Consider the following 23,589-nt stretch of genomic DNA (forward strand, 5'->3'; position numbering starts at 1 on the left):
CAATCCGTTGGCATAACGCAAATCAATGCGCGCTATGTTTGTAATCTGCTCTTTCAGCGTTTTTTCATAGATGGCTATGAAGCGACGCATTTTTTCTACCAAGTGATCGCGCCCCAAGAGCAGCTCGATCCCAGGCCCAGCACTGCCAGCTCCGGTGGTCAGGAACCAGCTGCCGCGCTCACGCAACTCCAGACGGGCAATCGAAAACCCCATCGGGCGCAGCATCTGGCTCAGCACCTGATACTGCTGCATCACTTGCTGCTGAGCCCTTTGAGGACCAAACAGCTGCGGCAAATGTTCGTAGTTGGCCAGCTCACGCGGGGTGAACGCCTGGCCTTGGTTATTAAGCAGTGCCTCATCACCCCAACGCGCAACCGGCAGTTGCTCTTCAAGGCGAATGACCACTTGATCCGGCCACACCCGACGGACTTCGGCGTGAGCAATCCATGGCATTTGTTCAAGCTCGGTACGCATGCCTTCCAGATCGACCGTAAAGAAACTCGCGGCCACATAAGGAGCAATACGCTGCTGCACGGCCTGCTGGCTGATGTAGGTCAGATCACCCTGCACATTGACATTGGTGATCGGACGATCCGCATACGGCATCAAGCGCTGTGCGCCTTCGTACGTACCAAACCCAAGGGCCACCAGCAGCACAGGCCAAAACAGCACTTTCAAAAAGCCGAAATTGGCTTTTGACGCACGCGCCGACATCGGTTCTTTAGCCACCATTCGGCTTGCACCCCGTGGCACCGGCTTGCGGCCGGGAACGGGTTGCTGATGGCGAAGCGATGCGCCTGGCATGTTCTTAACCTCGCGCCTCTACACTGGCTGCCAGAATCGACAGCACCAATTGTTGAAAATCAAGACCCGCGGCCTTAGCGGCCATCGGTACCAGACTATGGTCGGTCATGCCGGGCGTCGTGTTGACTTCAAGCAACCAGAACTGACCCTCGACGTCTTGCATCACGTCCAGACGGCCCCAGCCGGCAATCCCGATGGCCTCACATGCTTTGGCTGTGAGTTCCATTAGCTCTTGCTCTTTGTCGCTATTAAGGCCGCACGGGATCCGATACTGAGTATCGTCAGACACGTATTTGGCGTCGTAGTCGTAGAACGTATGTGGCGTCCCAAGGGCAATTGGCGGCAGCACCTGGTCACGCAGGGTGGCGATGGTGAACTCCGGACCGTGGATCCATTGCTCAACCAACACTTGCGAGTCGTACTTACTGGCGTCAGTCCAGGCAACGATCAATTCATCTGCACTGTTCACTTTCGCCATACCGATACTTGAACCTTCATGCGCCGGTTTGACGATTAAAGGGAAGCTCAGTTCCTTCGCTGCAGAAATACAATCAGCTTCGCTGCTCAGCACGGCGTGACGTGGTGTTGGAATACCCAAGCTGTGCCACACCTGCTTGGTGCGCAACTTGTCCATAGCCAATGCCGAGGCCAAGATGCCGCTGCCGGTGTAAGGGATGCCCAAGCACTCCAGCAGCCCTTGCATGCTGCCGTCTTCGCCGCCACGGCCATGAAGAATGATGAAAGCGCGGTCGATTTTTTCTTGGGTGATGCGGGCAATGAAGTCATCGCCCACATCAATACCAAACGCATTGACTCCAGCACTTTGCAGCGCTTCAAGCACGGCATTACCGGACTTCAAGGACACTTCACGCTCAGCGCTCTTACCGCCGAACAGTACTGCCACACGGCCGAAATCAGCCGGGGCGATGGTCGAAAACAGATTGGCGTAGGCAGTTGTCATTTCGACGTCCCCTCGCTAGCAGCGCTCACCGCGCCAGCGAACAACGAGCTCTTGATAAGTTGAGGTGCCAGACGACCAATATCGCCCGCCCCTTGGCACAACAGAATGTCGCCTGCGCGCAGCAGCGGTTTGACGATGGGTGCCAGCTCAACGCCGCGCTCAATATAGATAGGGTCCAATTGGCCACGCTGACGAATGCTATGGCACAACTGACGGCTGTCAGCACCCGGAATCGGCTCTTCGCCTGCCGGGTAGACTTCCATCAACAGCAGCACGTTAGCGTCGGCCAGTACCTGCACGAAATCGTCGTACAGATCACGAGTACGGCTGAAACGATGCGGCTGATACACCATGACCAACCGACGCTCAGGCCAGCCACCGCGTACGGCTTTGATCACCGCCGCCACTTCAGTCGGGTGGTGACCGTAGTCATCAACCAGCATCACGCTGCCGCCGTCTACCGGCAGCTCGCCGTAGACTTGGAAGCGACGCCCCACACCCTGGAAGCCCGACAACCCTTTAACAATGGCTTCATCGCTGATGCCTTCGTCCGAGGCAATGCAGATAGTGGCCAAGGCGTTCAGTACGTTGTGATTGCCCGGCATGTTAACCGACACATCCAGCGGCTCGCGGTCAGGGCGCAAGACCGTGAAGAAGGTTTGCATCCCCTGTTGGCGCACATTGATTGCACGCACGTCAGCCGCTTCGCTGAAGCCGTAGGTCACGGTCGGACGTTTAACCTGAGGCAAGATTTCACGCACCACCGGATCGTCCAGGCACAGCACGGCCAAACCGTAGAACGGCAAGTTATGCAGGAACTCGACGAAGGTTTTCTTTAACTTGTTGAAGTCGCCTTCATACGTCGCCATGTGGTCGGCGTCGATGTTAGTCACCACCGCGACCAACGGCTGCAAGTGCAAGAAGCTGGCATCGCTTTCGTCAGCTTCAGCGATCAAATAGCGGCTAGTGCCCAGTTGAGCATTGGTGCCAGCTGCATTAAGACGACCACCAATTACGAACGTCGGGTCCAGGCCACCGGCCGCAAACACCGAGGCCAACAGGCTGGTGGTGGTGGTTTTGCCGTGAGTACCGGCAACGGCGATGCCGTGGCGATAGCGCATTAATTCAGCCAGCATCTCAGCCCGCGGCACGACCGGGATCCGGCGCTCCAGCGCACTGGCGACTTCTGGGTTGGAGGTGTTCACAGCACTCGACACCACCAGTACATCGGCATTGGCAGCGTTTTCGGCGCGGTGGCCGATAAAGATGTGCGCGCCAAACGACTCAAGGCGCTCAGTCACGGCTGATGCATTGAGGTCGGAACCTGACACCTGATAGCCCAAGTTGAGCAATACTTCGGCAATTCCGCACATGCCCACACCGCCAATACCGACGAAGTGAATACGGCGGATACGGCGCATTTCGGGTTGCGGCATGGCTTTTTGATTCTCAACCATTGGCCACCTCCAAGCAGATATCTACGACGTTACGGGTGGCATCAGGTTTGGCTAGGCGGCGAGCATTAGCCGCCATGCTGTTGAGTCGTTGCGGTTGCATCAAAACCTCATTCAGGCGTGCAGCCAGCTCGGCTGCGCCAGTTGTCGCTTGTGGCATCAAGAGGGCTGCACCCTCGCGTGCCAAAAAGTCAGCATTACGGCTCTGATGGTCGTCAATCGCGTGGGGCAAAGGCACCAACAACGAAGGCAGACCGGCCGCAGCCAGTTCACTGACGGTCAGCGCGCCTGCGCGACAAACCACCAGGTCGGCCCAGCCATAAGCGTGGGCCATGTCTTTGATAAAAGGCTGTACATCCGCCTCGACACCCACCGTGGTGTAACGCTCGGCGGTGATGTGGTCGTGCTGTTTGCCCGCCTGATGAAACACCTCAGGACGAACCTGCGCCGGTACTTTGGCCAAGGCTTCAGGCAGTAGTTTGTTTAATGGCTCGGCCCCCAGGCTACCGCCCAGCACCAGCAGGCGCGCCTTGCGCCCTTCGAGTGCTGCGCGTGGCGCCAGAGTTAACAGTTCAGGACGCACCGGGTTGCCAGTGGTACGCAGCTTGTCCGAGGCGGCAAACGTCTGCGGGAAGGCTTCACACACACGGCTCGACATCGGCACCAACAAACGATTGGCCGTACCGGCGACAGCGTTTTGCTCGTGAATAATCACCGGCACGCCGCACGTTTTGGCCGCTAACCCGCCAGGCCCGGTCACATAGCCACCGAACCCGAGTACGCACACAGGCTTGAGTTGACGAATAATGCGACGCGCCTGAAACAAAGCCTTGAGCAGCACAAAGGGCGCCTTGAGCAGCGACAGTTTGCTTTTACCCCGCAGCCCCGCCACGTTGATCCGGTGCAAGGTGAAGCCCGCCGGTTCAACCAGTTCGTTTTCAATGCCACGCGGTGTTCCGAGCCAGTGCACGGTATAGCCACGCGCCTCAAACTCACGCGCGCAGGCCAGCGCAGGGAACACATGTCCGCCGGTTCCGCCCGCCATGATCAGCACATTAGCGCCCATGGTTCGGCTCCTCTGCGAAGTCGCTTTCTTTGAAATCTGTTTCTTCACTGCCCAAATGGGTTCGGCTCTCCCACTCGATGCGCAGTAATAAGCCTACGCAGACACAGCAAATCACCAAGGAACTGCCGCCATAGCTAAGGAAAGGCAACGTCAAACCTTTGGTCGGCAGCAAACCGACGTTCACCCCGATGTTGATCAGGAACTGGCCGATCCACAGGAACGACAAGCCGTACGCCATGTAAGCCGCGAAGTATTGTTTGGCGCGCTCAGCCCACAGACCGATGTACATGCCGCGTACACAGATGAACACAAACAGCGCCACGGTCAGTAGCGAGCCCACTACGCCCAACTCTTCGGCCAAAACTGAGAACACGAAGTCGGTATGCGCTTCTGGCAGGTAGAACTGCTTCTGTACGCTGTTGCCCAAGCCCACCCCGAACCACTCACCGCGACCGAACGCGATCAGTGCTTGTGTCAGCTGATAGCCCGAACCGAATTGATCAGACCATGGGTCGGTAAAGGTAATTAGACGAGCCATGCGGTACGGCTGAGCTTGAACCAGCACGAACACTGCACCCACCGCCAACGCCACCATTAACGCGAAGCGGAACAGGCCAACCCCGCCTAAGAACAACATGGCGGCCGCAGCCCCCATCATCACAACGGTGGCACCGAAGTCAGGCTCCATCAGCAACAGACCGGCCATGGGCAACAACACAATGAAAGGCTTGAAGAAGCCCATCCAACTGTCGCGAACCTCTTTCTGTTGGCGCACCAGATAGCCTGCCAGGTAGATCACCACAAACACTTTGGCGATTTCTGAAGGTTGCACGTTAAAGAAGCTAAAGCCGATCCAGCGCATAGAGCCGTTTACCTCACGGCCAATACCCGGCAGCAACACCATGATCAGCAAGCCAAACGCGCCCAGCAGCAGCATAAAGCCCAAACGTTGCCAAGTCGCAATCGGCACCATCATGGTCATGATGCACGCGACCAAACCGATCACGATGTAAAACAGGTGGCGGATCATGTGGTACAGCGTGTTGCCAGACTGCAAGGCCGCCACTTCGGAGGATGCCGAGGTGATCATTACCAGCCCAAGCCCCAACAACGCTAAGCAACCGGCCAGCAAGGGGAAGTCGAGGTCGATGCCACGGCCTGTGATCAAAGGCGAAGGATAAGGTTTGAGGAAGCCAAAGATCATGCCAAGGCCCCCACTGCGCGCGCAAAGAGGTGGCCGCGTTCTTCGTAGTTTTTGAACATGTCAAAGCTGGCACAGGCAGGCGACAGCAACACTGCATCACCGGCGCACGCCAGTGAGCGGCTTTGCGCGATGGCTTCGTCTAGCGTACTAACCCGCACTAGCGGCACCGCGTCGCCGAGCGCATCCGCGATCAAACCTGCGTCGCGCCCCATCAACACGACAGCGCGGCAGTACTTGGCGACTGAGGCGCGCAGGCCGCTGAAATCTGCGCCCTTGCCATCACCGCCAGCGATGAGAATCAACTGACCGTGCATGTCCGAACCCAAGCCATCAATCGCGGCCAGCGCAGCCCCGACATTAGTGGCTTTGGAATCGTTGTAATAACTAACGCCGTCCAGCTCCCGCACCCATTGGCAACGGTGCTCTAGACCGGCGAAGCTGCGCAGGCTGGTCAACATGGCGTCGAACGGCAAGCCCACGGCATGCCCCAATGCCAGCGCAGCCAAAGCGTTAGCTTGGTTATGCGCACCACGGATTTTCAATTCGCGAACCGGCATCAAGTTCTGCAACCCGAAAGCGAGGTACTTTTCACCCTGCTCTTCGCGCACACCGAACGCTTTGAAGTCTGGAGCGCTCAGACCGAATGACCAGCACGGCAGCCCTTCACCCACCAACGGACGGGTGAGTGCATCTTGACGGTTGAACACCACCTGACGAGCGCCACGGAAAATCCGGTGCTTGGCCAAGTGGTACGCCGGCAAGCCCGTGTAGCGGTCCATGTGGTCTTCGCTGATGTTAAGCACAGTGGCGACTTCGGCGCCCAACTGGTGAGTGGTTTCAAGCTGGAAGCTGGACAATTCCATGACGTACAGCTCGACGTCATCGCTGAGCAAGTCTAACGCCGGTGTACCGAGGTTACCGCCAACGGCCACACGCTTACCCGCAGCCACGGCCATTTCGCCGACCAAGGTAGTGACGGTGCTTTTGGCGTTAGAACCACTGATTGCCACGATCGGTGCTTTTACGTTACGCGCGAACAGGTCGATGTCGCCTGAAAGCTTAACGCCCCGGGCTGCCGCCGCTTGCAGTGCAGGCGTCGCTAATGCCAAACCGGGGCTCACGTAGAGTTCGTCGGCACGGCAAAGGAACTCAACGTCCAGTTCGCCACAACGCACATCCACCTGCGGGTAATCCCGGCGCAACGTAGCCAACTCCGGTGGATTGTCCCGCGTGTCAGCCACCGCAAACGACACACCCTGCTGCGCTAGGAAGCGCACCAGAGACATGCCGCTCTTGCCGAGGCCGACAACGATGCGGAAATGGTCAGAAGCAATCAGAGACACAGGTTCTACCTCAGCTTCAGCGTGGCAAGACCGACCAACACGAGGATCACGGTGATAATCCAGAAGCGGACAATCACACGTGGCTCGGGCCAACCCTTGAGTTCAAAGTGGTGGTGTATGGGCGCCATGCGGAACACCCGCTTGCCGGTCAGCTTGAACGACGCGACCTGGATGACCACCGACAAGGTCTCCATCACAAACACACCGCCCATGATGAACAACACGATTTCCTGACGCACGATGACCGCGATGGTGCCCAAGGCTGCGCCCAGCGCCAATGCGCCGACGTCACCCATGAACACTTGTGCCGGGTAGGTGTTGAACCACAGGAAACCAAGGCCAGCACCTATCAGTGCGCCGCAGAACACAATCAACTCCCCCGCCCCAGGGACGTACGGGATCAGCAGGTAGTCCGCAAACTTCATGTTGCCCGACAGGTAGCAAAAAATACCCAGCGCGCCACCGACCATCACCGTCGGCATGATCGCCAAGCCGTCGAGGCCATCGGTCAAGTTGACTGCGTTACTCGAACCCACGATCACAAAGTAGGTCAGTACCACAAAGCCAATGCCCAACGGGATGCTGGCATCTTTGAGGATCGGCAGAATCAAGGTCGTTTCGACGGCACTGGGCGCGGTCACGTACAGAAAGATAGCCGCCGCAAGACCAAACACCGACTGCCAGAAGTATTTCCAGCGGCTTGGCAAACCACGCGAGTTCTTTTCGATGACCTTACGGTAATCGTCAACCCAACCGATGGCGCCGAATAACAGAGTCACCAGCAACACTACCCAGACATAACGGTTGCTCAGGTCAGCCCAAAGCAAAGTACTGATCGTAATAGCAGAGAGGATTAGCGCGCCGCCCATAGTAGGCGTGCCCGATTTGGACAAGTGTGACTGTGGGCCATCATTACGCACCGATTGGCCGATCTGACGGTTTTGCAAGGTGCGGATCATCCACGGTCCCAAGCACAGCGACAACGACAACGCGGTCAGTACGCCCAGAATCCCGCGCAGGGATAAGTACTGGAAGACCGCGAAGCCTTTGTAGAACTGTTGTAGATACTCCGCTAGAAGCAGCAGCATTAATGTTTCTCCCCGCAGGAATCGCACAGTGCCGCAACGACGTTTTCCATCGCTGCGCTGCGCGAACCCTTAATCAAAATAGTGGTGTTTGTTTCGTGCTCAGAGCGAAGTGCCTTGATCAGATCAGCCTGATTGGCAAAGTGGCGAGCCTGGTGTCCAAATGCAGCGACGGCATGAGCCATCAGCGGCCCCACCGCGTAAAGCGCTGAAACCTTGTCGGCGGCATAAGCGCCTACATCACGATGTCCTTGCTCCGCCCACTCACCTAACTCGCCAATGTCTCCGAGCACCAGGACGGTGCGACCGGAAAAGCCGGCGAGTATATCAACGGCAGCGCACATTGAGGTGGGGTTTGCGTTGTAAGTGTCATCAATAATTCGCAGACCTGTGCTAGTCACTTGAGCGACTGTGCGCCCTTTGACCGGCTGCACCGCTTCGAGGCCCGTTTTGATCCCGAATAGCGACACGCCCAACGCATGAGCCGCCGCCGCAGCAGCCAATGCATTGGCCACGTTATGGGTGCCCAGCAGGTTGAGTTGAATCCACTCGGCGCCTTGTGGGCTGTGCAAAGTGAAACGTGGGCAACCGCGTGCATCTCGGCTCACATCACTGGCGTAAAACGTCGCATCCGGATTGTTCAGGGAGAAGCTAAGCACGGAGCGGCCGTTGGCGCGGGCTTGCCAGATGCCAAAGGCCTTGTCGTCCACATTCAGCACCGCGATGCCGTCGGCCGCCAGCCCTTCAATAATTTCACCTTTGGCCTCGACGATTTTGTCGGGCCCGCCAAACTCGCCTACGTGAGCGGTGCCAGCATTGTTCAATACCGCAACATGGGGTTTGGTCATGGCAACGGTGTAGGCGATTTCGCCAAGGCGCGAAGCACCCAGTTCGATGACAGCTGCTGTGTGTTCTTGCGTCAGTTCGAGCAGCGTCAGCGGCACGCCCAAGTCGTTATTCAAATTACCTTTGGTCGCCAGCACCGGGCCGCGTGTGCGCAGGATACAGGCGAGCATTTCTTTAACGGTGGTTTTGCCGCTGGAGCCGGTAATCGCTGCTACAGGTTTGTCGTAACCGGCACGATTCAGCGCGCCCAGTTGGCCCAAAGCGTGGCGGGTGTCCTGGACGACCAGCTGCGGCAAAGCCGATTCAGGCACTTCTCGCTCCACCAGCGCGGCCACGGCACCTTTGGCCGCCACCTCGTTCAAGTAGTCATGGCCATCGAAGCGCGGGCCTGTCAGGGCAATAAATAGCTGGCCTTGGCTGATTGCTCGGCTGTCGATGCTCACTCCCTCGAAACGGCTGTCCGCACTGACCAAACGGCCGTTAAGGGCGCTAGCAACTTCACTCAACAGCAGCGGCTTAAGCATGGGCAACCTCCCAAGCATTCAAGGCTTTTTCGGCCTCGACCAGGTCAGAGAAGTCGTGGCGTTCGCCGTTGATTTCTTGATAGTCCTCGTGACCTTTGCCCGCCAGCACGATGACGTCTTCAGCACGTGCGTTGGCGATGATTTGCGCAATAGCCTCACCCCGACCGGCAACAAAGTCCACCTGATCGGCGTTGGCAAAGCCTGCTCCAATCTCAGTGAAAATCTGTGCTGGATCTTCGGTGCGAGGGTTGTCGTCAGTGACCAGCGCTACGTCAGCCAAACGCTCAACCACTTGCGCCATCAGCGGGCGCTTACCGCGATCACGGTCACCACCGCAGCCGAACAAGCACTTTAATTGACCTTTGGCGTGAGGCCGCAGAGCGAGCAGTACTTTTTCCAGCGCGTCCGGGGTGTGAGCGTAATCAACTACTACCAACGGCTTGGTGCCGCCACCTAGGCGTTGCATGCGCCCCACGGGGCCTTCCAGCTTGGGCAGCACTTTAAGAATTTCGTCCAACGCATAATCAAGGCCGAGCAGCGCGCCGATCGCCGCAAGTACGTTGCTCAGGTTGAAGCGGCCGAGCAAGGCACTGCGCAACAGATGCTCGCCTTGCGGGGTAACTAACGTGGCGCGTACACCGTCGTCATCGAAAATCGCGTCACGGCAATACAGGTAAGCACTGCTGTCTTCAAGGCTGTAGCTAATTAGGCGCGAGTCGTGCTTTTCAGCTGCCAGTTGACGACCGAAATCATCATCTAGGTTCAGTACTCGGCAACGCAGGTCAGGCCAAGCAAATAGTTTGGCCTTGGCCGCAGCGTAAGCCTGCATGGTGCCGTGGTAGTCAAGATGATCACGAGACAAATTGGTCAGAACCGCCACGTCAAATGCTAGGGCGCTAACTCGGCCTTGATCCAGCCCGTGGGACGAAACTTCCATGGCAATCGCTTTAGCACCGGCCTTTTTCAGGTCAGCCAGCATCGCTTGTACTGCAATCGGATCGGGCGTGGTGTGGCGGCCGCTTTGCAGCGCACCATAAAAACCGGTTCCCAGCGTCCCGACGATGCCGCAATGCTGCCCCAAATGATCAAGCGCTTGCGCAACCAGTTGGGTCACGCTGGTTTTGCCATTGGTGCCCGTGACGCCGACCAGATTCAGCGGATGGCTTGGCTCACCGTAAAAACGACCGGCCAAGTCCGACAGTTGAGCAATCAACCCTTTAACCGGAATCAGCGGCACATCGGTAATCGGTAACACCGAGGCGCCTTGTGCTTCATAGGCTACCGCTGCCGCGCCACGTTGCAGGGCATCAGCTATATGCTCACGACCATCGAGCTTGGCACCCGGCACGGCGAGGAATAGATCACCCGCACGCACTTGGCGGCTATCAAGGGTTAACTCACGGATCATCAGATCGTGACCGGCGTGAGGGAAAATCTTTTTCAGGCTCAGGGACATTAGCCGCGCCCTCCTTTAGCCGCTGCAGCTGTCGCTGCTGCTTGTTGCTCCGCTGCCGTCGGCAGGTTGTCAGGGGTCACGTTCATCAGGCGCAAAGTCCCGGACATCACTTTGCTAAAGACCGGCGCCGATACCAGACCACCGAAGTAACCCGCTTTGCTCGGCTCATCGATCACAACCACGATCGCGTAACGAGGGTCGCTCATCGGACCAAAGCCGGCGAACAGGGAGCGGTAAGAGTTAACGGCGTAGCCTTTGACGCCGCCGCCCGATGTTTTACGTGCAGTACCCGACTTGCCGCCAACGTGATACGCAGGAACCTTGGCGCGCCATACGCCCCGCGGGTTTTCGATCACTTCTTGCAACATACCTTGCAAGGTTTTGGCGACCTGCTCAGGCATCACTTGCACGGCCTGTGCGGGTTTATCGCTTTTAAGCAGGGTCAGCGGTGCGAGTTTGCCGTTGTTGGCCATGGCCGAAAACGCATGCACCAGTTGGATCGCCGTGACAGAAACACCGTAGCCGTAGGACAGGGTCGCGGTTTCGGCTTTACGCCACTCTCGGTAGTTCGGCAGGTTACCCACACGCTCGCCCGGGAAGCCCAGACCGGTGTCCTGACCCAAGCCCATTTTGGCCATCTGACGGAAAATCGCTTCGCCGCCAATATCGAAGGCGACCTTACTCATGCCCACGTTACTGGAGTTAATCAAAATACCGGTCAGGTCCAGCACTGGGCCTTCAGTACGCGATACGTCGCGAATCGTGTATTTGCCCAGCTGTAATGTGCCCGGATACACCTCAACTTTGTCGGTCGGCTTCCAACGACCGGTTTCTAGTGCCGCACTCATGGAAATCGGTTTAACCGTGGAGCCTGGCTCAAACACGTCGATCATGGCGCGGTTACGCATCATCGCGGGTTGCAGGTTGCGACGGTTGTTGGGGTTGTAGGTTGGCTGGTTGACCATGGCCAGAATTTCGCCGGTCTTAACGTCCATGATCACCAAGCTGCCGGCCTTAGCGCCGTTCTCAACTAGCGCATTGCGCAGTTCTCGGTTAGCCAGATATTGCAGGCGCAGGTCAATCGACAACGCCAAGGTCTTCCCTGCCTTGGCGTTTTTGGTGACTTGAATGTCTTTGATCAGACGGCCGCGTCGATCCTTGATGACCTGTCGCTTGCCCGGCACACCAGCCAGCCATTCGTCATAGGCCAACTCGACGCCTTCGCGCCCTTTGTCGTCAATGTCGGTAAAACCAACCATGTGCGCGGTGACTTCACCCGCGGGGTAAAAACGACGGAACTCTTCAATGCCGTAAACACCCGGCACTTTAAGGTCGAGTACAACTTGCCCTTGCTCTGGCGTTAGGCCTCGCACCAGGTAAATAAATTCTTTACTGGCTTGCTGCTCAAGGCGTGCAGTCAGCACTTTAGGGTCTTGCCCGAGCGCACGGGCCAAGGCGGGCCAGCGATTTTTGGTCGCCTGCATTTCTTTGGGGTTGGCCCACAAGGTGGTGACCGGTGTACTGACCGCTAACGGCTCGCCATTACGGTCAGTAATCAAGCCACGGTGAGCCGGGATGGTGATGTGCCGCAAGCTACGGGCGTCACCCTGACCTTTGAGGAAGTCGTGGTCGATCACTTGCAGGTAGACAATCTGCGCGATGATCGCGCCTACCAGCAGTGCCAGCAACCCCAGCACCAAGCGAAAACGCCACGGGTACAGCGCGCCATCGAGTTTGATCATGGCGTCACCATACGAACGTCTGCAGCACCTGGAATGTGCATTTTTAGCTGTTCGCTAGCCAACGTTTCGATGCGGCTATGGGCGGTCCAGGTGCTTTGCTCAAGAATCAGACGCCCCCATTCGGCCTGAGCCTTATCACGCACGCTCAACTCCCCGTACAAGGTGTTGAGCAGTTGACGGTTCCAGTGCGCGCTATAAGAAACGGCCACAGCCGAAACCAGCACGGCCACAAACAACAGCAGCATGAAAAAACTTCCGCCGGGAAGTGGTTTGGCGAAAAGCTTGTTCAACGAAGCTTCTCCGCAACGCGCATGACAGCGCTGCGCGAGCGCGGATTAGCCTTCAGTTCTGCATCAGACGCGAACTGTGCCTTGCCATGAATTTTAATTTTGGGTTCAAAGGCTTTGTGCTGCACGGGCAAGCCGCGAGGCAGGTTGTCCGGCTCACCTTTAACCAAATCGCGCATAAATAACTTAACAATGCGGTCTTCGAGCGAATGGAAACTGATGACGACTAAACGTCCGCCGACTTCCAGCGACTCTAAGGCAGCCTCAAGACCGGCCCTTAGATCTCCCAGTTCGTTATTAACGTGAATGCGCAGGCCCTGAAAGGTGCGGGTTGCGGGGTGTTTACCCTTTTCCCAAGCCGGATTGGCTACTTTCAGCACTTCAGCGAGGTCGCCAGTGCGCTCGAACGGCGTGATTTCACGACGTTCTACCACGGCACGCGCCATGCGACCTGCATAGCGCTCTTCGCCGTACTCTTTGAACACACGGGTGATTTCTTCGTGAGAGGCTGTGTTCACGAATTCCGCAGCGCTGATACCCGCGCTCGGGTTCATGCGCATATCCAACGGCCCATCATTCATAAAGCTGAAGCCACGCGCCGGGTCGTCAAGCTGCGGCGAAGAGACGCCGAGGTCGAGCAGTACACCGCTGACCTTGCCTGCCAAGTCGCGCTCGGTGACTTCGGATCCCATCTCGGCAAAACTGCGCTGCACAATGACAAAGCGGCCGTCTTCGGCCGCTAGCGCTTGCCCGGTGGCAATCGCTTGGGGATCTTTATCAAACCCAAGAAGGCGTCCTTCTGGGCCTAGATTCTGGAGTATCAGGCGGCTATGTCCGCCGCGACCAAAGGTACCGTCCAGATAGCATCCATCAGGGCGTACGGCGAGAGCCTCTACGGCTTCATCGAGCAGCACGGTGATGTGGTTGAAGTCGCTATCAATAGTCACAGAATTAAATCACGCAGTTCATCAGGCATCGCGCCCGGTTGTTGAATGGCTGCAAGGTCGGCGGCAGAAACAGCTTCCCAAGCATCCTCGTCCCATAGTTGAAACTTGTTCAATTGGCCCACCAACATTGCGCGCTTGTCCAACTTGGCATACTCACGCAAACGCGGCGGCACCAGAAAACGACCACTGCCGTCTAGTTCAAGGTCGACGGCATTACCAATCAGTAGGCGTTGCAGACGCCGGTTTTCTTCACGCAACGAAGGCAACGCTCGCAGCTTGGTTTCAATCAATTCCCACTCATCGAGCGGATATACACACAAGCAAGGATCAGCAGCATCAATAGTCACGATCAGTTGCCCGGAGCTTCTCGAATTCAGCTCGTCACGGTACCGGCTCGGCATCGCGAGACGGCCCTTAGCATCGAGACTGATTGCGTTAGCTCCGCGAAACACGAGGCGTCACTCCAAAATTTAGTGTTTTACGTCTTGAAAACCCACTTCACGCCACTTTTCGCCACTTATGCACACTATAGGAATGCGCCCACCACACCGTCAAGGCGCGGCCTAAAGGAAAATCCTTACATTACGGAGATTTAGGCGGGTAAATAGACGTACAGGAATAAGAGAGGGGTTTTCTAAGCGAGCTATAAGCTGCTAATTCAATGCGCAAGACTTCAAACTTAAAGTGGTTTCTTAAGATTAAAGGTTTTGACATTTAAGATGGGCGGTGCTGCTTGTAAGTAAAGCGAGGGGGGGGGGGTAGAGCGAGTATTTCAAACTGCCAACCTGCTTGAGAAACAAGCAGGGGAAAAAAGGTGGAGAGTCGATCTGTAAGCCGGGTTCTGTCGTGAACAGTCATTCGTCTACGATGGCCATCACTGGACATCTTTAGCAACCTACCCGGTCCCAGCGCGGGCCACGCCTTGGGACCCTATTTGGTCTTGCTCCAAGTGGGGTTTACCTAGCCACGAACTGTTGCCAGTCGCGCGGTGCGCTCTTACCGCACCTTTTCACCCTTACCGGCGCCGAAGCGCTTAGGCGGTTGTTTTCTGTGGCACTTTCCGTAGGCTCACGCCTCCCAGGCATTACCTGGCACTTCGCCCTATGGAGCCCGGACTTTCCTCCCCCCTCTAATTTTCATAGAAGGCAGCGACTGTCCAATCGACTCTCCGGCGCGAAGGTTAACTGTACAGAGCGTATAGAACAAGCGTTAAAGCATCCAATTACGCTCAATCATCAAACTTCAGCCCCTTCATTTATTAACCTAACATCCATAGACAGGGCAAAGTGCCACTACTGCGATTCTGCTTTTTGCTTCTCAAGAGCAACTTGGTACAACACATTTTTGCGCTCACCGGTTATTTCAGCAGCCAATGCAGCGGCTCGCTTGAGTGGCATTTCTTTGAGTAACAAATTAAGAATACGCATCGCTTCATTGCTGACAACTTGATCCGTTTCAGGTGCAGTCCAACCCGCAACCAGTACAACGCACTCACCACGCTGCTGATTACTATCTGCTTCAACAAACGCTCGCAGTTCAGCCAATGGCAAACCTTTGAGGGTTTCGAAGGTTTTGGTTAGCTCTCGCGCCAGCAGTGCCGGGCGATCAGCACCAAACACCGACTCCATATCTTGCAGGCATTCAAGGATGCGATGCGGCGCTTCGTAAAAGATCAGCGTTCGCGACTCTTCTTTTAAAAGCTCTAAACGTGAACGCCGGCCAACGGCCTTGGCCGGCAAGAACCCCTCAAAGATAAACCGATCAGAAGGCAACCCGGCTGCCGATAAGGCGGCAATCAGCGCACATGCTCCCGGCACCGGCACCACCCGGACCCCGGCCGCACGCGCCTGACGTACCAAGTGATAGCCCGGATCAGAGATCAACGGCGTACCGGCATCAGAGATCAAGGCCACATCCTCACCCGCCAGTAAGCGCTGGATAAAGCGGTTGCCCTCATCGCGCTCGTTATGCTCGTGGCAGGCGCCTAGTGGCGTAGCGATGCCAAAATGCTGCAACAAACGCAGCGAGTGGCGCGTATCTTCGGCCGCTATCAGCGACACCTCACGCAGCACTTTGAGCGCGCGCGCGCTGATGTCATCCAGGTTACCGATGGGCGTGGCCACCACATAAAGTGAGCCAACAACGGAATTCAAAGCACCTGGAGCAGTCAAAACGCGCACCTCTTGAGAGTTAAAGGCGCCATTGTAGCGCGTAGAAGCTTACCCAACGCACCCAAAAGGCACCTTCAAAATGCTCAATTCATAAAACACTCTGCTTCACCTGGGCATAACTCATCTAAAGTTAAGCTTTATCACCAGTAAGATCGCGTACCGGCTAGCGCTTGGGTACACTTCGCAACTCATTTGCTCGAGTATCAGGAACACTTCATGATCGCTTGCCTGCGGCTGTTCACTGCCCTCTGCCTCGCTGCCCTGCTGGCGGCCTGCGCCAGCTCGCCCTCGTCCAGCCTTGGCGAACTCCCTCGTACACCTGATGCCAGCTTGGAACAGCTGCTGCAAGAGGCCTCTGCGACCAAAGACCCGGAAAAGTCAGCTCTATTGCGCCTGTCCGCTACCGACCTCGCCATCCGCCAACACAATAATCAACGCGCAGAGCAAATTCTCGCGCAGGTGCCGCTTGATCAGCTCAAGCCTGCACAACAAGTATTTGCCAGCACCTTGGCCGCTGAACTGGCGATGAGTCGCAATCAGCCTAAAGAAGCACTGGCCGCACTCAATCACCCAAGCGTATCGCGCCTCAACGAGATGCCAGCTGACTTGCAGACTCGTACTCACATGGTTCGCGCTCAAGCACTGGAAGCTGATGGCCAAACTTTGGCCGCCGCTCGCGAGCGCGTAACCATGGGCCAAGGCCTGACCGGCGAACCAGCCAACAGCAATAACGAGGATATCTGGGCACTGGTTGCCGCCTTACCGGCTGACCAACTGCGGACACCAGAGCCAGGCGTGCTGGGTGGTTGGATGTCCTTGGCGCTTGCCGTCAAGAGCGCAAGCAGCCTGCAAGAACAGCAAGACGCTATCGACCAATGGCGCGCGCAAAACCCTACACACCCGGCCGCTATTCAATTGCCGGCAACCCTAATCAAGCTCAAGGAGTTGGCCAGCCAACCGCTGACCAAAATCGCCCTGCTGCTGCCGCAGGACGGCCAATTGGCCTCTGTCAGCAAAGCACTGCGTGACGGTTTTATGGCTGCACACTACCAAGCACAGCAAGCAGGTCAAAATCCGCCAAGCATTCAGTTTTATGACAGCTCGCGCCTGACCTCAGTGGATGACTTCTATCGCCAGGCCCAAGCCGATGGCGTGCAACTGGTGGTAGGCCCTCTAGAAAAATCACTGGTCAAACAGTTGAATGTTCATCAACAGCTGCCAATCACTACACTGGCACTGAACTACAGCGAAGGCGGTGCCCAAGGCCCGGCTCAACTGTTTCAGTTTGGCCTTGCTGCTGAAGACGAAGCTCGCGAAGTCGCACGCCGCGCTCATGCCGACGGCTTGACTAGCGCAGGCGCCATGGTGCCGCAAGGCGAATGGGGCGACCGCGTACTCAAAGCATTCCGTGATGAATGGGAAGCCAACGGCGGCACTATCGTTGGCGTCGAACACATCGACAAGCCTGTCGCTCTAGCCCAGCAAGTGGCCGATCTGGTGCAACTGCGCAAAACGGGAGGTTCCTCTCAGCCATCACGTCGCCAAGACATGCAGTTCATCTTCTTGGCCGCAACGCCACAGCAAGCACAACAGATCAAACCGACCCTGAACTATCAGTACGCAGGTGACATTCCGGTCTACGCCACCTCTCACGTCTATAGCGCCAACGGCGACCAAAACCAGTACAAAGACATGAACGGCATCCGTTTTTGTGAAACCCCGTGGTTACTCGACACCGCCAACCCACTGCGCCAGCAAGTCGCGGCTCAATGGCCACAAGCCGGTGGTAGCTTGGGGCGCCTGTACGCAATGGGCGTGGATGCTTATCAGTTGTCGTCTCGGCTGGGCCAACTGAAAGCACTGCCTGAGAATCGCATCGACGGATTGTCCGGCAGCCTCAGCATGGACCCGACCCAGCGCATTGAACGTCAGTTGCCATGGGCCGAATTTGTTAATGGCCAGGTCCAACGCCTGCCCGACACACCTAACTAATGCCAGATCGCTCAAGCCAGCAAACAGGTAAAGATGCCGAGCGCACTGCGCTGCGGCATCTTGAGCAACACGGTTTACGCTTGCTGGCGCAAAATTGGCTATGCAAGCGTGGGGAGCTGGATCTGGTCATGCTTGACGGCGATACAGTAGTATTCGTCGAAGTTCGTTACCGACAACACGCGCAATGGGGAGGCGCGCTAGCAAGCATTGACGCACGTAAGCGTCAAAAGCTGATAGTGGCAGCCCAGTACTTCTTGCAACGCGAGTCACGCTGGGCCAACCACCCTTGCCGATTCGACGTCGTAGCCATGGATAGCGCAACACCTCATTTGAACTGGCTACGCAACGCCTTTGACAGCTAAAAGCTGCAGGGTCGATTTGAGCATCCTTTTTTAAACGATTTTTGCTTTGCTTTGCGGGCTGCACATTTTTGTGCCGGGAAGTCACTCAGGTTTAACTGAATCACGCCCGACCAGCCGCCCTACTTAAGGTCACATAGATGGACATGCAATCACGGATTCGCCAGCTTTTTCAGGCCAGCATCGACACCAAGCAGCAGGCTATGGCGGTTCTTGCACCCCATATCGAGCTTGCCAGCCAAGTGATGGTCAACGCCCTGCTCAACGAGGGCAAAATGCTTTCGTGCGGCAACGGCGGCTCAGCGGGTGACGCACAGCACTTCTCGTCCGAGCTGCTCAACCGTTTTGAGCGCGAGCGCCCGAGCTTGCCCGCCATTGCATTGACCACTGACAGCTCAACGATTACTTCGATCGCCAATGATTACACCTTCAACGAGGTTTTTTCCAAGCAGATCAGAGCCCTAGGCCAACCCGGTGATGTGCTGCTGGCAATCTCCACGAGCGGTAACTCCGCCAACATCATTCAGGCCATTCAAGCCGCTCACGATCGCGAAATGATCGTAGTGGCCTTAACCGGTCGAGATGGCGGCGGCATGGCCTCGCTGCTGCTACCTGAGGACGTGGAGATACGCGTCCCCTCCAACGTCACCGCACGTATTCAAGAAGTCCACCTGCTGGCGATCCACTGCCTGTGCGATCTGATCGACAGCCAACTGTTCGGGAGTGAAGAATGACTTTTAAGCGCTTTAGCCTAGTGGCATTGACGCTGTGCCTCGGCCTGACCGCTGGGTGCAGCTCTGTACTGACCGCCACCCGTGATAATCCGATTGAAGACGACCGCGGCACCCGCACGTTCGGCAGCAAAATCGACGACTCGCTGATTGAAACCAAAGTGGCTGTCAACGTCGCCAAGGCCAACCCAGACCTCGATAACGGCTCGCACATTGTTGTCACCAGCTACAACGGCATCGTATTGCTGGCCGGCCAAACCCCGCGCGCAGATCTCAAAGCACAGGCAGAGCAAGCTGCCGCCGCAGTTCAGCGCGTTAAAAAGGTTAATAACGAACTGCAAGTGATGGCGCCCTCCTCCATCTTGGCGCGCAACAACGACGCATGGCTGACCACTAAAATCAAAACCCAAATGCTGACTGACGGCGCCATTCCTGGCTCACGCATCAAGATCGTGACCGAGAACGGTATCGTTTACATGCTGGGCTTGGTGACCAAACAAGAAGCTGCCCGCGCCACCAATCTGGTGCAAGGCGTTTCTGGCGTGCAAAAAATCGTCAAACTCTTTGAGTACATCGACTGATTATCTGGAGCAAGTGTGTCTGGCGAACGTTAAAAGATCACGAGCAAGCTCGCTACAACAGGCCAAAAATGAAAAAGGCGACCTTTGCAGGTCGCCTTTTTTGTTACTTAACCACTTTAAGACTAGGCCGTCCGCTAGGTCGCGGTGGCTCAGTGCCTGACGGCGGAGTATCGTCGTCCGGCGCAATCTCGTCATCCACGTCAAACGCTTCTTCGAGATCAAACATCATGCCTTGGCCATTTTCTCGGGCGTAGATCCCTAAAATAGCCGCAATCGGCACGTATAACGTATGAGGCACACCGCCAAAACGACCGTCAAAGCTCACCGCTTCGTTATCCATGTGCATTTGACGCACGGCGCTTGGCGAAACATTCAGGACAATCTGCCCATCGCTGGCAAAACCCTGCGGCACTTGCACCTTCGGGTAGTCAGATTTAACCAGCAGGTGCGGAGTGCAATCGTTATCCACAATCCACTCGTAGAGCGCACGTACCAGATAAGGTCGACTTGAATTCATTGAGGGCTCCTAAAGCCTTAGCGCATGTCGCGTTCGACACCAGACAAACTTGCCTGGAAAGCCTCACGCGCAAACTGGCGCTCCATATAGTCAAGCAGCGGCTTGGCAGGCCGCGGCAACTCAATACCCAAAACAGGCAGGCGCCAGAGTATCGGTAATAGGCAGCAGTCGACCAGACTTTGCTCGTCACTCAGGAAAAAAGGTTTGTCTGCAAACAATGCCGATACGCCTGTCAGACTCTCTCGCAACTCTTTACGCGCCTGCACACGTGCAGGCTCTTTGGTGCGCGAATCAAGGATCAAGTCCACTAGGTTGCACCAGTCACGCTGGATCCGATGCATCAGCAGTCGGCTGTTAGCCCGTGCTACCGGATACACCGGCAACAAGGGCGGATGCGGATAACGCTCATCCAGATACTCCATCACCACGGTCGACTCCCACAACGCAAGGTCACGATCGACCAAGGTTGGCAGGCTCCCGTAGGGGTTCACTTCGATCAGCTTTGGCGGATGACGACCCGCCACCACACTGATGATCTCGGCGCTGACACCTTTCTCGGCGAGCACAATACGTACTCGATGGGAATAGTGGTCGGCGGGGTCGGAGTAACAGGCCAACCGATTGGTCACGCCCATGGCGGTCCTCCTCGCTTGTTGAAATTATCAGGAGCTCAAAAACGAACGCGCCCTAAGCGTGCCTCTCATAACAGCAGAACCGTGAAGACAGAACCCAATGGCCCCGTCTTCGCTGTGTCCTGCACTGTTACCTTTTTAGAGACACCCTTGGGCGCGCACGATTAACAGCAATGCATGTAACGGTATCAGTGCACATCCTTCCAGTATTCGCGTTTGAGCAGATAAGCGAACACGAAGAAGAAGGCCAGATAGAGCAATACGTAAGTCCCGATGCGCTGATGCTCCAACTTCACCGGGTTAGCCGAGTAGGCTAGGAAGGTCACAAGGTTCTGGATCTTCTCATCGAACTGCTCTTCAGTCAGCGTGCCTGTTTTGGGCAACACTGTCAGCTGGTCGCACGCTTCATGTGTCAAAGGCGTGCCGGTGAGCGGATCATACTGCTTCTTGCCGTTTTCGACGATCTGTACTTGCTTACAACCGATAACTTGACGTCCTTGCAGCGGCGCCAGCACGTTTGGCATCCCCACATTCGGGAAGACCGTATTGTTCACCCCCCATGGGCGCGAGGGGTCTTCATAAAACGAGCGCAGGTAGCTATAGAGCCAGTCAGTGCCGCGCACACGAGCCACTAAGGTCAAGTCGGGCGGCGCAGCACCAAACCACGCCTTGGCGTCTTCAGGCTGCATACCTATGTTCATGTGATCGCCTATTTTGGCACCCGTAAACACCAGATTCTTGAGCATCACATCGTGAGGAATCCCCAAGTCGTCAGCCACTCGCTCATAGCGTTGAAACTGTGCGCTGTGACAGCCCATGCAATAGTTGGCGAACGTGCGTGCACCGTCTTGCAGCGCAGCCTTGTCAGACACATCTATATCGACTTTATCCAGCTGCACACCCTGCTCGGAGGCAAAGGACAGCATTGGGGTTATCGCGAGCATCAATACGGCGAATAACTTTTTCATCAGCCAGTCACCCTTTCCGGAACCGGTTTGGTCTTTTCTAGCCGGGTGTAGAACGGCATCAAAATGAAGTAGGCGAAGTACAAGAACGTACACACCTGCGACAGCAACGTACGCTCCTGGGTCGGCGCCAAGACACCCAGCACACCCAGAGTGACGAACGAGATGCAGAACACCCACAGCCAGATCTTGCTCATCCAGCCTTTGTAGCGCATCGACTTCACAGGGCTGCGATCAAGCCAGGGCAATACAAACAACACCGCAATCGCAGCCCCCATAGCAACTACACCCATGAGTTTGTCCGGAATCGCGCGCAAGATCGCGTAGAACGGCGTGAAGTACCAAACCGGGGCAATGTGCTCTGGCGTTTTGAAGGCGTTAGCGGGCTCAAAGTTAGGCTTTTCGAGGAAGTAGCCTCCCATTTCAGGGAAGAAGAACACAATCGAACAGAAGATAAACAAGAACACGACGACACCGACAATGTCTTTCACCGTGTAGTACGGATGGAAGGGAATGCCGTCTAGCGGGATGCCGTTTTCATCTTTGTACTTCTTAATATCAATCCCGTCAGGGTTGTTCGAACCCACTTCATGCAGGGCCAGAATGTGCAGCACAACCAGCCCTAAAATTACGATAGGCAGGGCGACAACGTGCAGTGCGAAGAAGCGATTAAGGGTGATACCGGAGATCAAGTAGTCACCGCGAATCCACTGAGTGAGGTCGTTACCGATCACAGGGATCGCACCGAACAGCGAGATAATCACCTGCGCCCCCCAGTAGGACATTTGCCCCCATGGCAACAGATAACCCATGAATGCTTCTGCCATCAGGGCTAGATAAATCATCATGCCGAACAGCCAGACTAGCTCGCGTGGCTTCTGATAAGAGCCATAGAGCAAGCCACGGAACATATGCAGGTACACCACGATAAAGAATGCAGACGCGCCAGTGGAGTGCAGCAAGCGCAGAATCGAGCCGTACTGAACATCACGCATGATGTATTCGATAGAGGCAAAGGCATCTTCTGCGGTCGGCGTATAACTCATGGTCAGCCACACGCCGGTCACGATTTGATTGACCAACACCAGCAAGGCGAGAGAGCCAAAGAAATAAAGGAAATTGAAGTTTTTGGGGGCGTAATACTTGCTGAGGTGGTCTTCCCACATTTTAGTGGCCGGGAAGCGAGCATCAATCCAATCCATGAACTTGCTCATTACGCGGTCTCCCCATCAAGGCCAACGACAATAATGCTGTCCGACTCGTAGTAATAAGGCGGTACCGGTAGGTTAAGCGGTGCTGGTTGAGCCTTATAGACACGACCCGCCAAGTCATAGTGCGAGCCATGACATGGGCAGAAATAACCACCCACCCAATCCTTACCAAGATCAGCAGGGGCCACTTCAGGACGAAAAGTAGGAGAGCACCCCAGATGGGTGCAGATACCGATCAACAGCAAGATTTCTGGCTTGATTGAGCGTAACTCAGGGTTTACGTAGGCTGGCTGATCGGATTTTTTGGAGTCTGGATCGGCAAGCTGACCCTCAATCTTCTTCAGGTTAGAGAGGATTTCCTCTGTGCGACGTACGATGAATACCGGCTGACCGCGCCATTGCGCAACCATTTGCTGGCCTGGTTCGACCTTGGAAATATTGACCTTTACCGGGGCGCCTGCGGCCTTAGCCTTGGCACTGGGGAACCACGACCCCACGAACGGGACCGCAGCCCCCACCGCTCCTGCAGCTCCCACCACGGATGTGGCTGCCACGAGGAAGCGACGCCGACCGACATTGACGTCGACTTTGCTCATTCCGTCCTCTCCCATCAGCATTACGGCCTGTTAAATCAGGCATCAAGTAAGTAGCAAACTAATCTTTATAAAAATTTTGCCGAATGGTAATTAAAAGACCCTACAAAGACAAGGT

At 56.2% G+C, this 23,589-nt stretch carries 23 protein-coding genes and 1 other RNA gene; 4 read left to right on the forward strand and 20 right to left on the reverse strand.

Going from position 1 to position 23,589, the window contains the following annotated elements:
- From AQS70_RS12960 to rsmI, 15 genes are all read right to left on the reverse strand, one after another.
- Nucleotides 1–804: cell division protein FtsQ/DivIB (locus AQS70_RS12960; RefSeq protein WP_055103205.1), on the reverse strand; the 804-nt coding region annotated here is incomplete at its 3' end.
- A gap of 4 nt (nucleotides 805–808) precedes the next feature.
- Nucleotides 809–1,765, reverse strand: a complete 957-nt coding sequence (locus tag AQS70_RS12965) for a D-alanine--D-alanine ligase (protein ID WP_055103174.1) — start codon at nucleotides 1,763–1,765, stop codon at nucleotides 809–811.
- Nucleotides 1,762–3,222 (reverse strand): UDP-N-acetylmuramate--L-alanine ligase, encoded by a 1,461-nt coding sequence (gene murC / locus AQS70_RS12970; RefSeq protein ID WP_055103175.1) that lies wholly within the window; start codon nucleotides 3,220–3,222, stop codon nucleotides 1,762–1,764. Before murC ends, AQS70_RS12965 begins: the two co-directional genes overlap by 4 nt.
- On the reverse strand, nucleotides 3,215–4,285 hold the full coding sequence (murG, locus tag AQS70_RS12975) for an undecaprenyldiphospho-muramoylpentapeptide beta-N-acetylglucosaminyltransferase (RefSeq protein ID WP_055103176.1): 1,071 nt from the start codon (nucleotides 4,283–4,285) through the stop codon (nucleotides 3,215–3,217). The genes murC and murG overlap by 8 nt, the downstream gene beginning before the upstream one ends.
- Entirely contained in the window at nucleotides 4,275–5,489 is a 1,215-nt protein-coding gene (gene ftsW / locus AQS70_RS12980) for a putative lipid II flippase FtsW (RefSeq protein WP_055103177.1), read from the reverse strand. The genes murG and ftsW overlap by 11 nt, the downstream gene beginning before the upstream one ends.
- Nucleotides 5,486–6,832 (reverse strand): UDP-N-acetylmuramoyl-L-alanine--D-glutamate ligase, encoded by a 1,347-nt coding sequence (gene murD, locus AQS70_RS12985; protein ID WP_055103178.1) that lies wholly within the window; start codon nucleotides 6,830–6,832, stop codon nucleotides 5,486–5,488. The genes ftsW and murD overlap by 4 nt, the downstream gene beginning before the upstream one ends.
- Before the next feature lie 5 nt (nucleotides 6,833–6,837).
- A complete protein-coding gene (mraY, locus tag AQS70_RS12990; RefSeq protein WP_055103179.1) occupies nucleotides 6,838–7,920 on the reverse strand; it encodes a phospho-N-acetylmuramoyl-pentapeptide-transferase in 1,083 nt (360 codons plus the stop codon).
- Nucleotides 7,920–9,287, reverse strand: a complete 1,368-nt coding sequence (locus tag AQS70_RS12995) for a UDP-N-acetylmuramoyl-tripeptide--D-alanyl-D-alanine ligase (protein ID WP_055103180.1) — start codon at nucleotides 9,285–9,287, stop codon at nucleotides 7,920–7,922. Before AQS70_RS12995 ends, mraY begins: the two co-directional genes overlap by 1 nt.
- Nucleotides 9,280–10,743 carry a UDP-N-acetylmuramoyl-L-alanyl-D-glutamate--2,6-diaminopimelate ligase gene (locus AQS70_RS13000; protein WP_055103181.1) on the reverse strand — a complete coding sequence of 488 codons (1,464 nt, stop codon included), beginning with the start codon at nucleotides 10,741–10,743 and terminating at the stop codon, nucleotides 9,280–9,282. The genes AQS70_RS12995 and AQS70_RS13000 overlap by 8 nt, the downstream gene beginning before the upstream one ends.
- Entirely contained in the window at nucleotides 10,743–12,485 is a 1,743-nt protein-coding gene (locus AQS70_RS13005; protein ID WP_055103182.1) for a peptidoglycan D,D-transpeptidase FtsI family protein, read from the reverse strand. Before AQS70_RS13005 ends, AQS70_RS13000 begins: the two co-directional genes overlap by 1 nt.
- Nucleotides 12,482–12,775, reverse strand: a complete 294-nt coding sequence (ftsL, locus tag AQS70_RS13010; protein ID WP_055103183.1) for a cell division protein FtsL — start codon at nucleotides 12,773–12,775, stop codon at nucleotides 12,482–12,484. Before ftsL ends, AQS70_RS13005 begins: the two co-directional genes overlap by 4 nt.
- The gene (rsmH, locus tag AQS70_RS13015; protein WP_055103184.1) at nucleotides 12,772–13,719 is read right to left on the reverse strand and encodes a 16S rRNA (cytosine(1402)-N(4))-methyltransferase RsmH; all 948 of its coding nucleotides are present in this window, start codon (nucleotides 13,717–13,719) and stop codon (nucleotides 12,772–12,774) included. The genes ftsL and rsmH overlap by 4 nt, the downstream gene beginning before the upstream one ends.
- Nucleotides 13,716–14,171: a division/cell wall cluster transcriptional repressor MraZ gene (gene mraZ, locus AQS70_RS13020; protein ID WP_055103185.1), complete on the reverse strand. Its 456-nt coding sequence runs from the start codon at nucleotides 14,169–14,171 to the stop codon at nucleotides 13,716–13,718. Before mraZ ends, rsmH begins: the two co-directional genes overlap by 4 nt.
- Before the next feature lie 362 nt (nucleotides 14,172–14,533).
- Nucleotides 14,534–14,887: RNase P RNA component class A (rnpB, locus tag AQS70_RS13135), an RNA gene on the reverse strand.
- A 124-nt stretch (nucleotides 14,888–15,011) separates the two neighbouring features.
- Complete coding sequence (rsmI, locus tag AQS70_RS13025) at nucleotides 15,012–15,872, reverse strand: 16S rRNA (cytidine(1402)-2'-O)-methyltransferase (protein WP_082428104.1); 861 nt, start codon at nucleotides 15,870–15,872, stop codon at nucleotides 15,012–15,014.
- A gap of 234 nt (nucleotides 15,873–16,106) precedes the next feature.
- On the opposite strand from rsmI, the gene AQS70_RS13030 reads away from it, so the two are divergent.
- The 4 genes from AQS70_RS13030 (at nucleotide 16,107) to AQS70_RS13045 (ending at nucleotide 19,553) form a co-directional block, all read left to right on the forward strand.
- Nucleotides 16,107–17,882 carry a penicillin-binding protein activator gene (locus tag AQS70_RS13030; RefSeq protein WP_055103187.1) on the forward strand — a complete coding sequence of 592 codons (1,776 nt, stop codon included), beginning with the start codon at nucleotides 16,107–16,109 and terminating at the stop codon, nucleotides 17,880–17,882.
- Complete coding sequence (locus AQS70_RS13035) at nucleotides 17,882–18,244, forward strand: YraN family protein (protein WP_055103188.1); 363 nt, start codon at nucleotides 17,882–17,884, stop codon at nucleotides 18,242–18,244. Before AQS70_RS13030 ends, AQS70_RS13035 begins: the two co-directional genes overlap by 1 nt.
- Nucleotides 18,245–18,381: 137 nt before the next feature.
- The gene (locus AQS70_RS13040) at nucleotides 18,382–18,975 is read left to right on the forward strand and encodes a phosphoheptose isomerase (RefSeq protein WP_055103189.1); all 594 of its coding nucleotides are present in this window, start codon (nucleotides 18,382–18,384) and stop codon (nucleotides 18,973–18,975) included.
- Nucleotides 18,972–19,553, forward strand: a complete 582-nt coding sequence (locus AQS70_RS13045) for a BON domain-containing protein (protein ID WP_055103190.1) — start codon at nucleotides 18,972–18,974, stop codon at nucleotides 19,551–19,553. Before AQS70_RS13040 ends, AQS70_RS13045 begins: the two co-directional genes overlap by 4 nt.
- 103 nt (nucleotides 19,554–19,656) lie before the next feature.
- On the opposite strand, the gene AQS70_RS13050 is transcribed toward AQS70_RS13045, so the two are convergent.
- From AQS70_RS13050 to petA, 5 genes are all read right to left on the reverse strand, one after another.
- Nucleotides 19,657–20,070: a ClpXP protease specificity-enhancing factor gene (locus AQS70_RS13050; protein WP_055103191.1), complete on the reverse strand. Its 414-nt coding sequence runs from the start codon at nucleotides 20,068–20,070 to the stop codon at nucleotides 19,657–19,659.
- A 17-nt stretch (nucleotides 20,071–20,087) separates the two neighbouring features.
- Nucleotides 20,088–20,705: a glutathione S-transferase N-terminal domain-containing protein gene (locus tag AQS70_RS13055; RefSeq protein ID WP_048389907.1), complete on the reverse strand. Its 618-nt coding sequence runs from the start codon at nucleotides 20,703–20,705 to the stop codon at nucleotides 20,088–20,090.
- A gap of 185 nt (nucleotides 20,706–20,890) precedes the next feature.
- A complete protein-coding gene (locus AQS70_RS13060) occupies nucleotides 20,891–21,670 on the reverse strand; it encodes a cytochrome c1 (RefSeq protein ID WP_055103192.1) in 780 nt (259 codons plus the stop codon).
- Nucleotides 21,670–22,881, reverse strand: coding sequence for a cytochrome b (locus tag AQS70_RS13065; protein ID WP_055103193.1), 1,212 nt, complete (start codon nucleotides 22,879–22,881; stop codon nucleotides 21,670–21,672). Before AQS70_RS13065 ends, AQS70_RS13060 begins: the two co-directional genes overlap by 1 nt.
- Complete coding sequence (gene petA, locus AQS70_RS13070; protein ID WP_055103194.1) at nucleotides 22,881–23,474, reverse strand: ubiquinol-cytochrome c reductase iron-sulfur subunit; 594 nt, start codon at nucleotides 23,472–23,474, stop codon at nucleotides 22,881–22,883. The genes AQS70_RS13065 and petA overlap by 1 nt, the downstream gene beginning before the upstream one ends.
- Nucleotides 23,475–23,589 lie beyond the last annotated feature (115 nt).

Origin of the sequence: Pseudomonas endophytica (assembly GCF_001411475.1) — a bacterium.
Classification (GTDB): Bacteria; Pseudomonadota; Gammaproteobacteria; order Pseudomonadales; family Pseudomonadaceae; genus Aquipseudomonas; species Aquipseudomonas endophytica.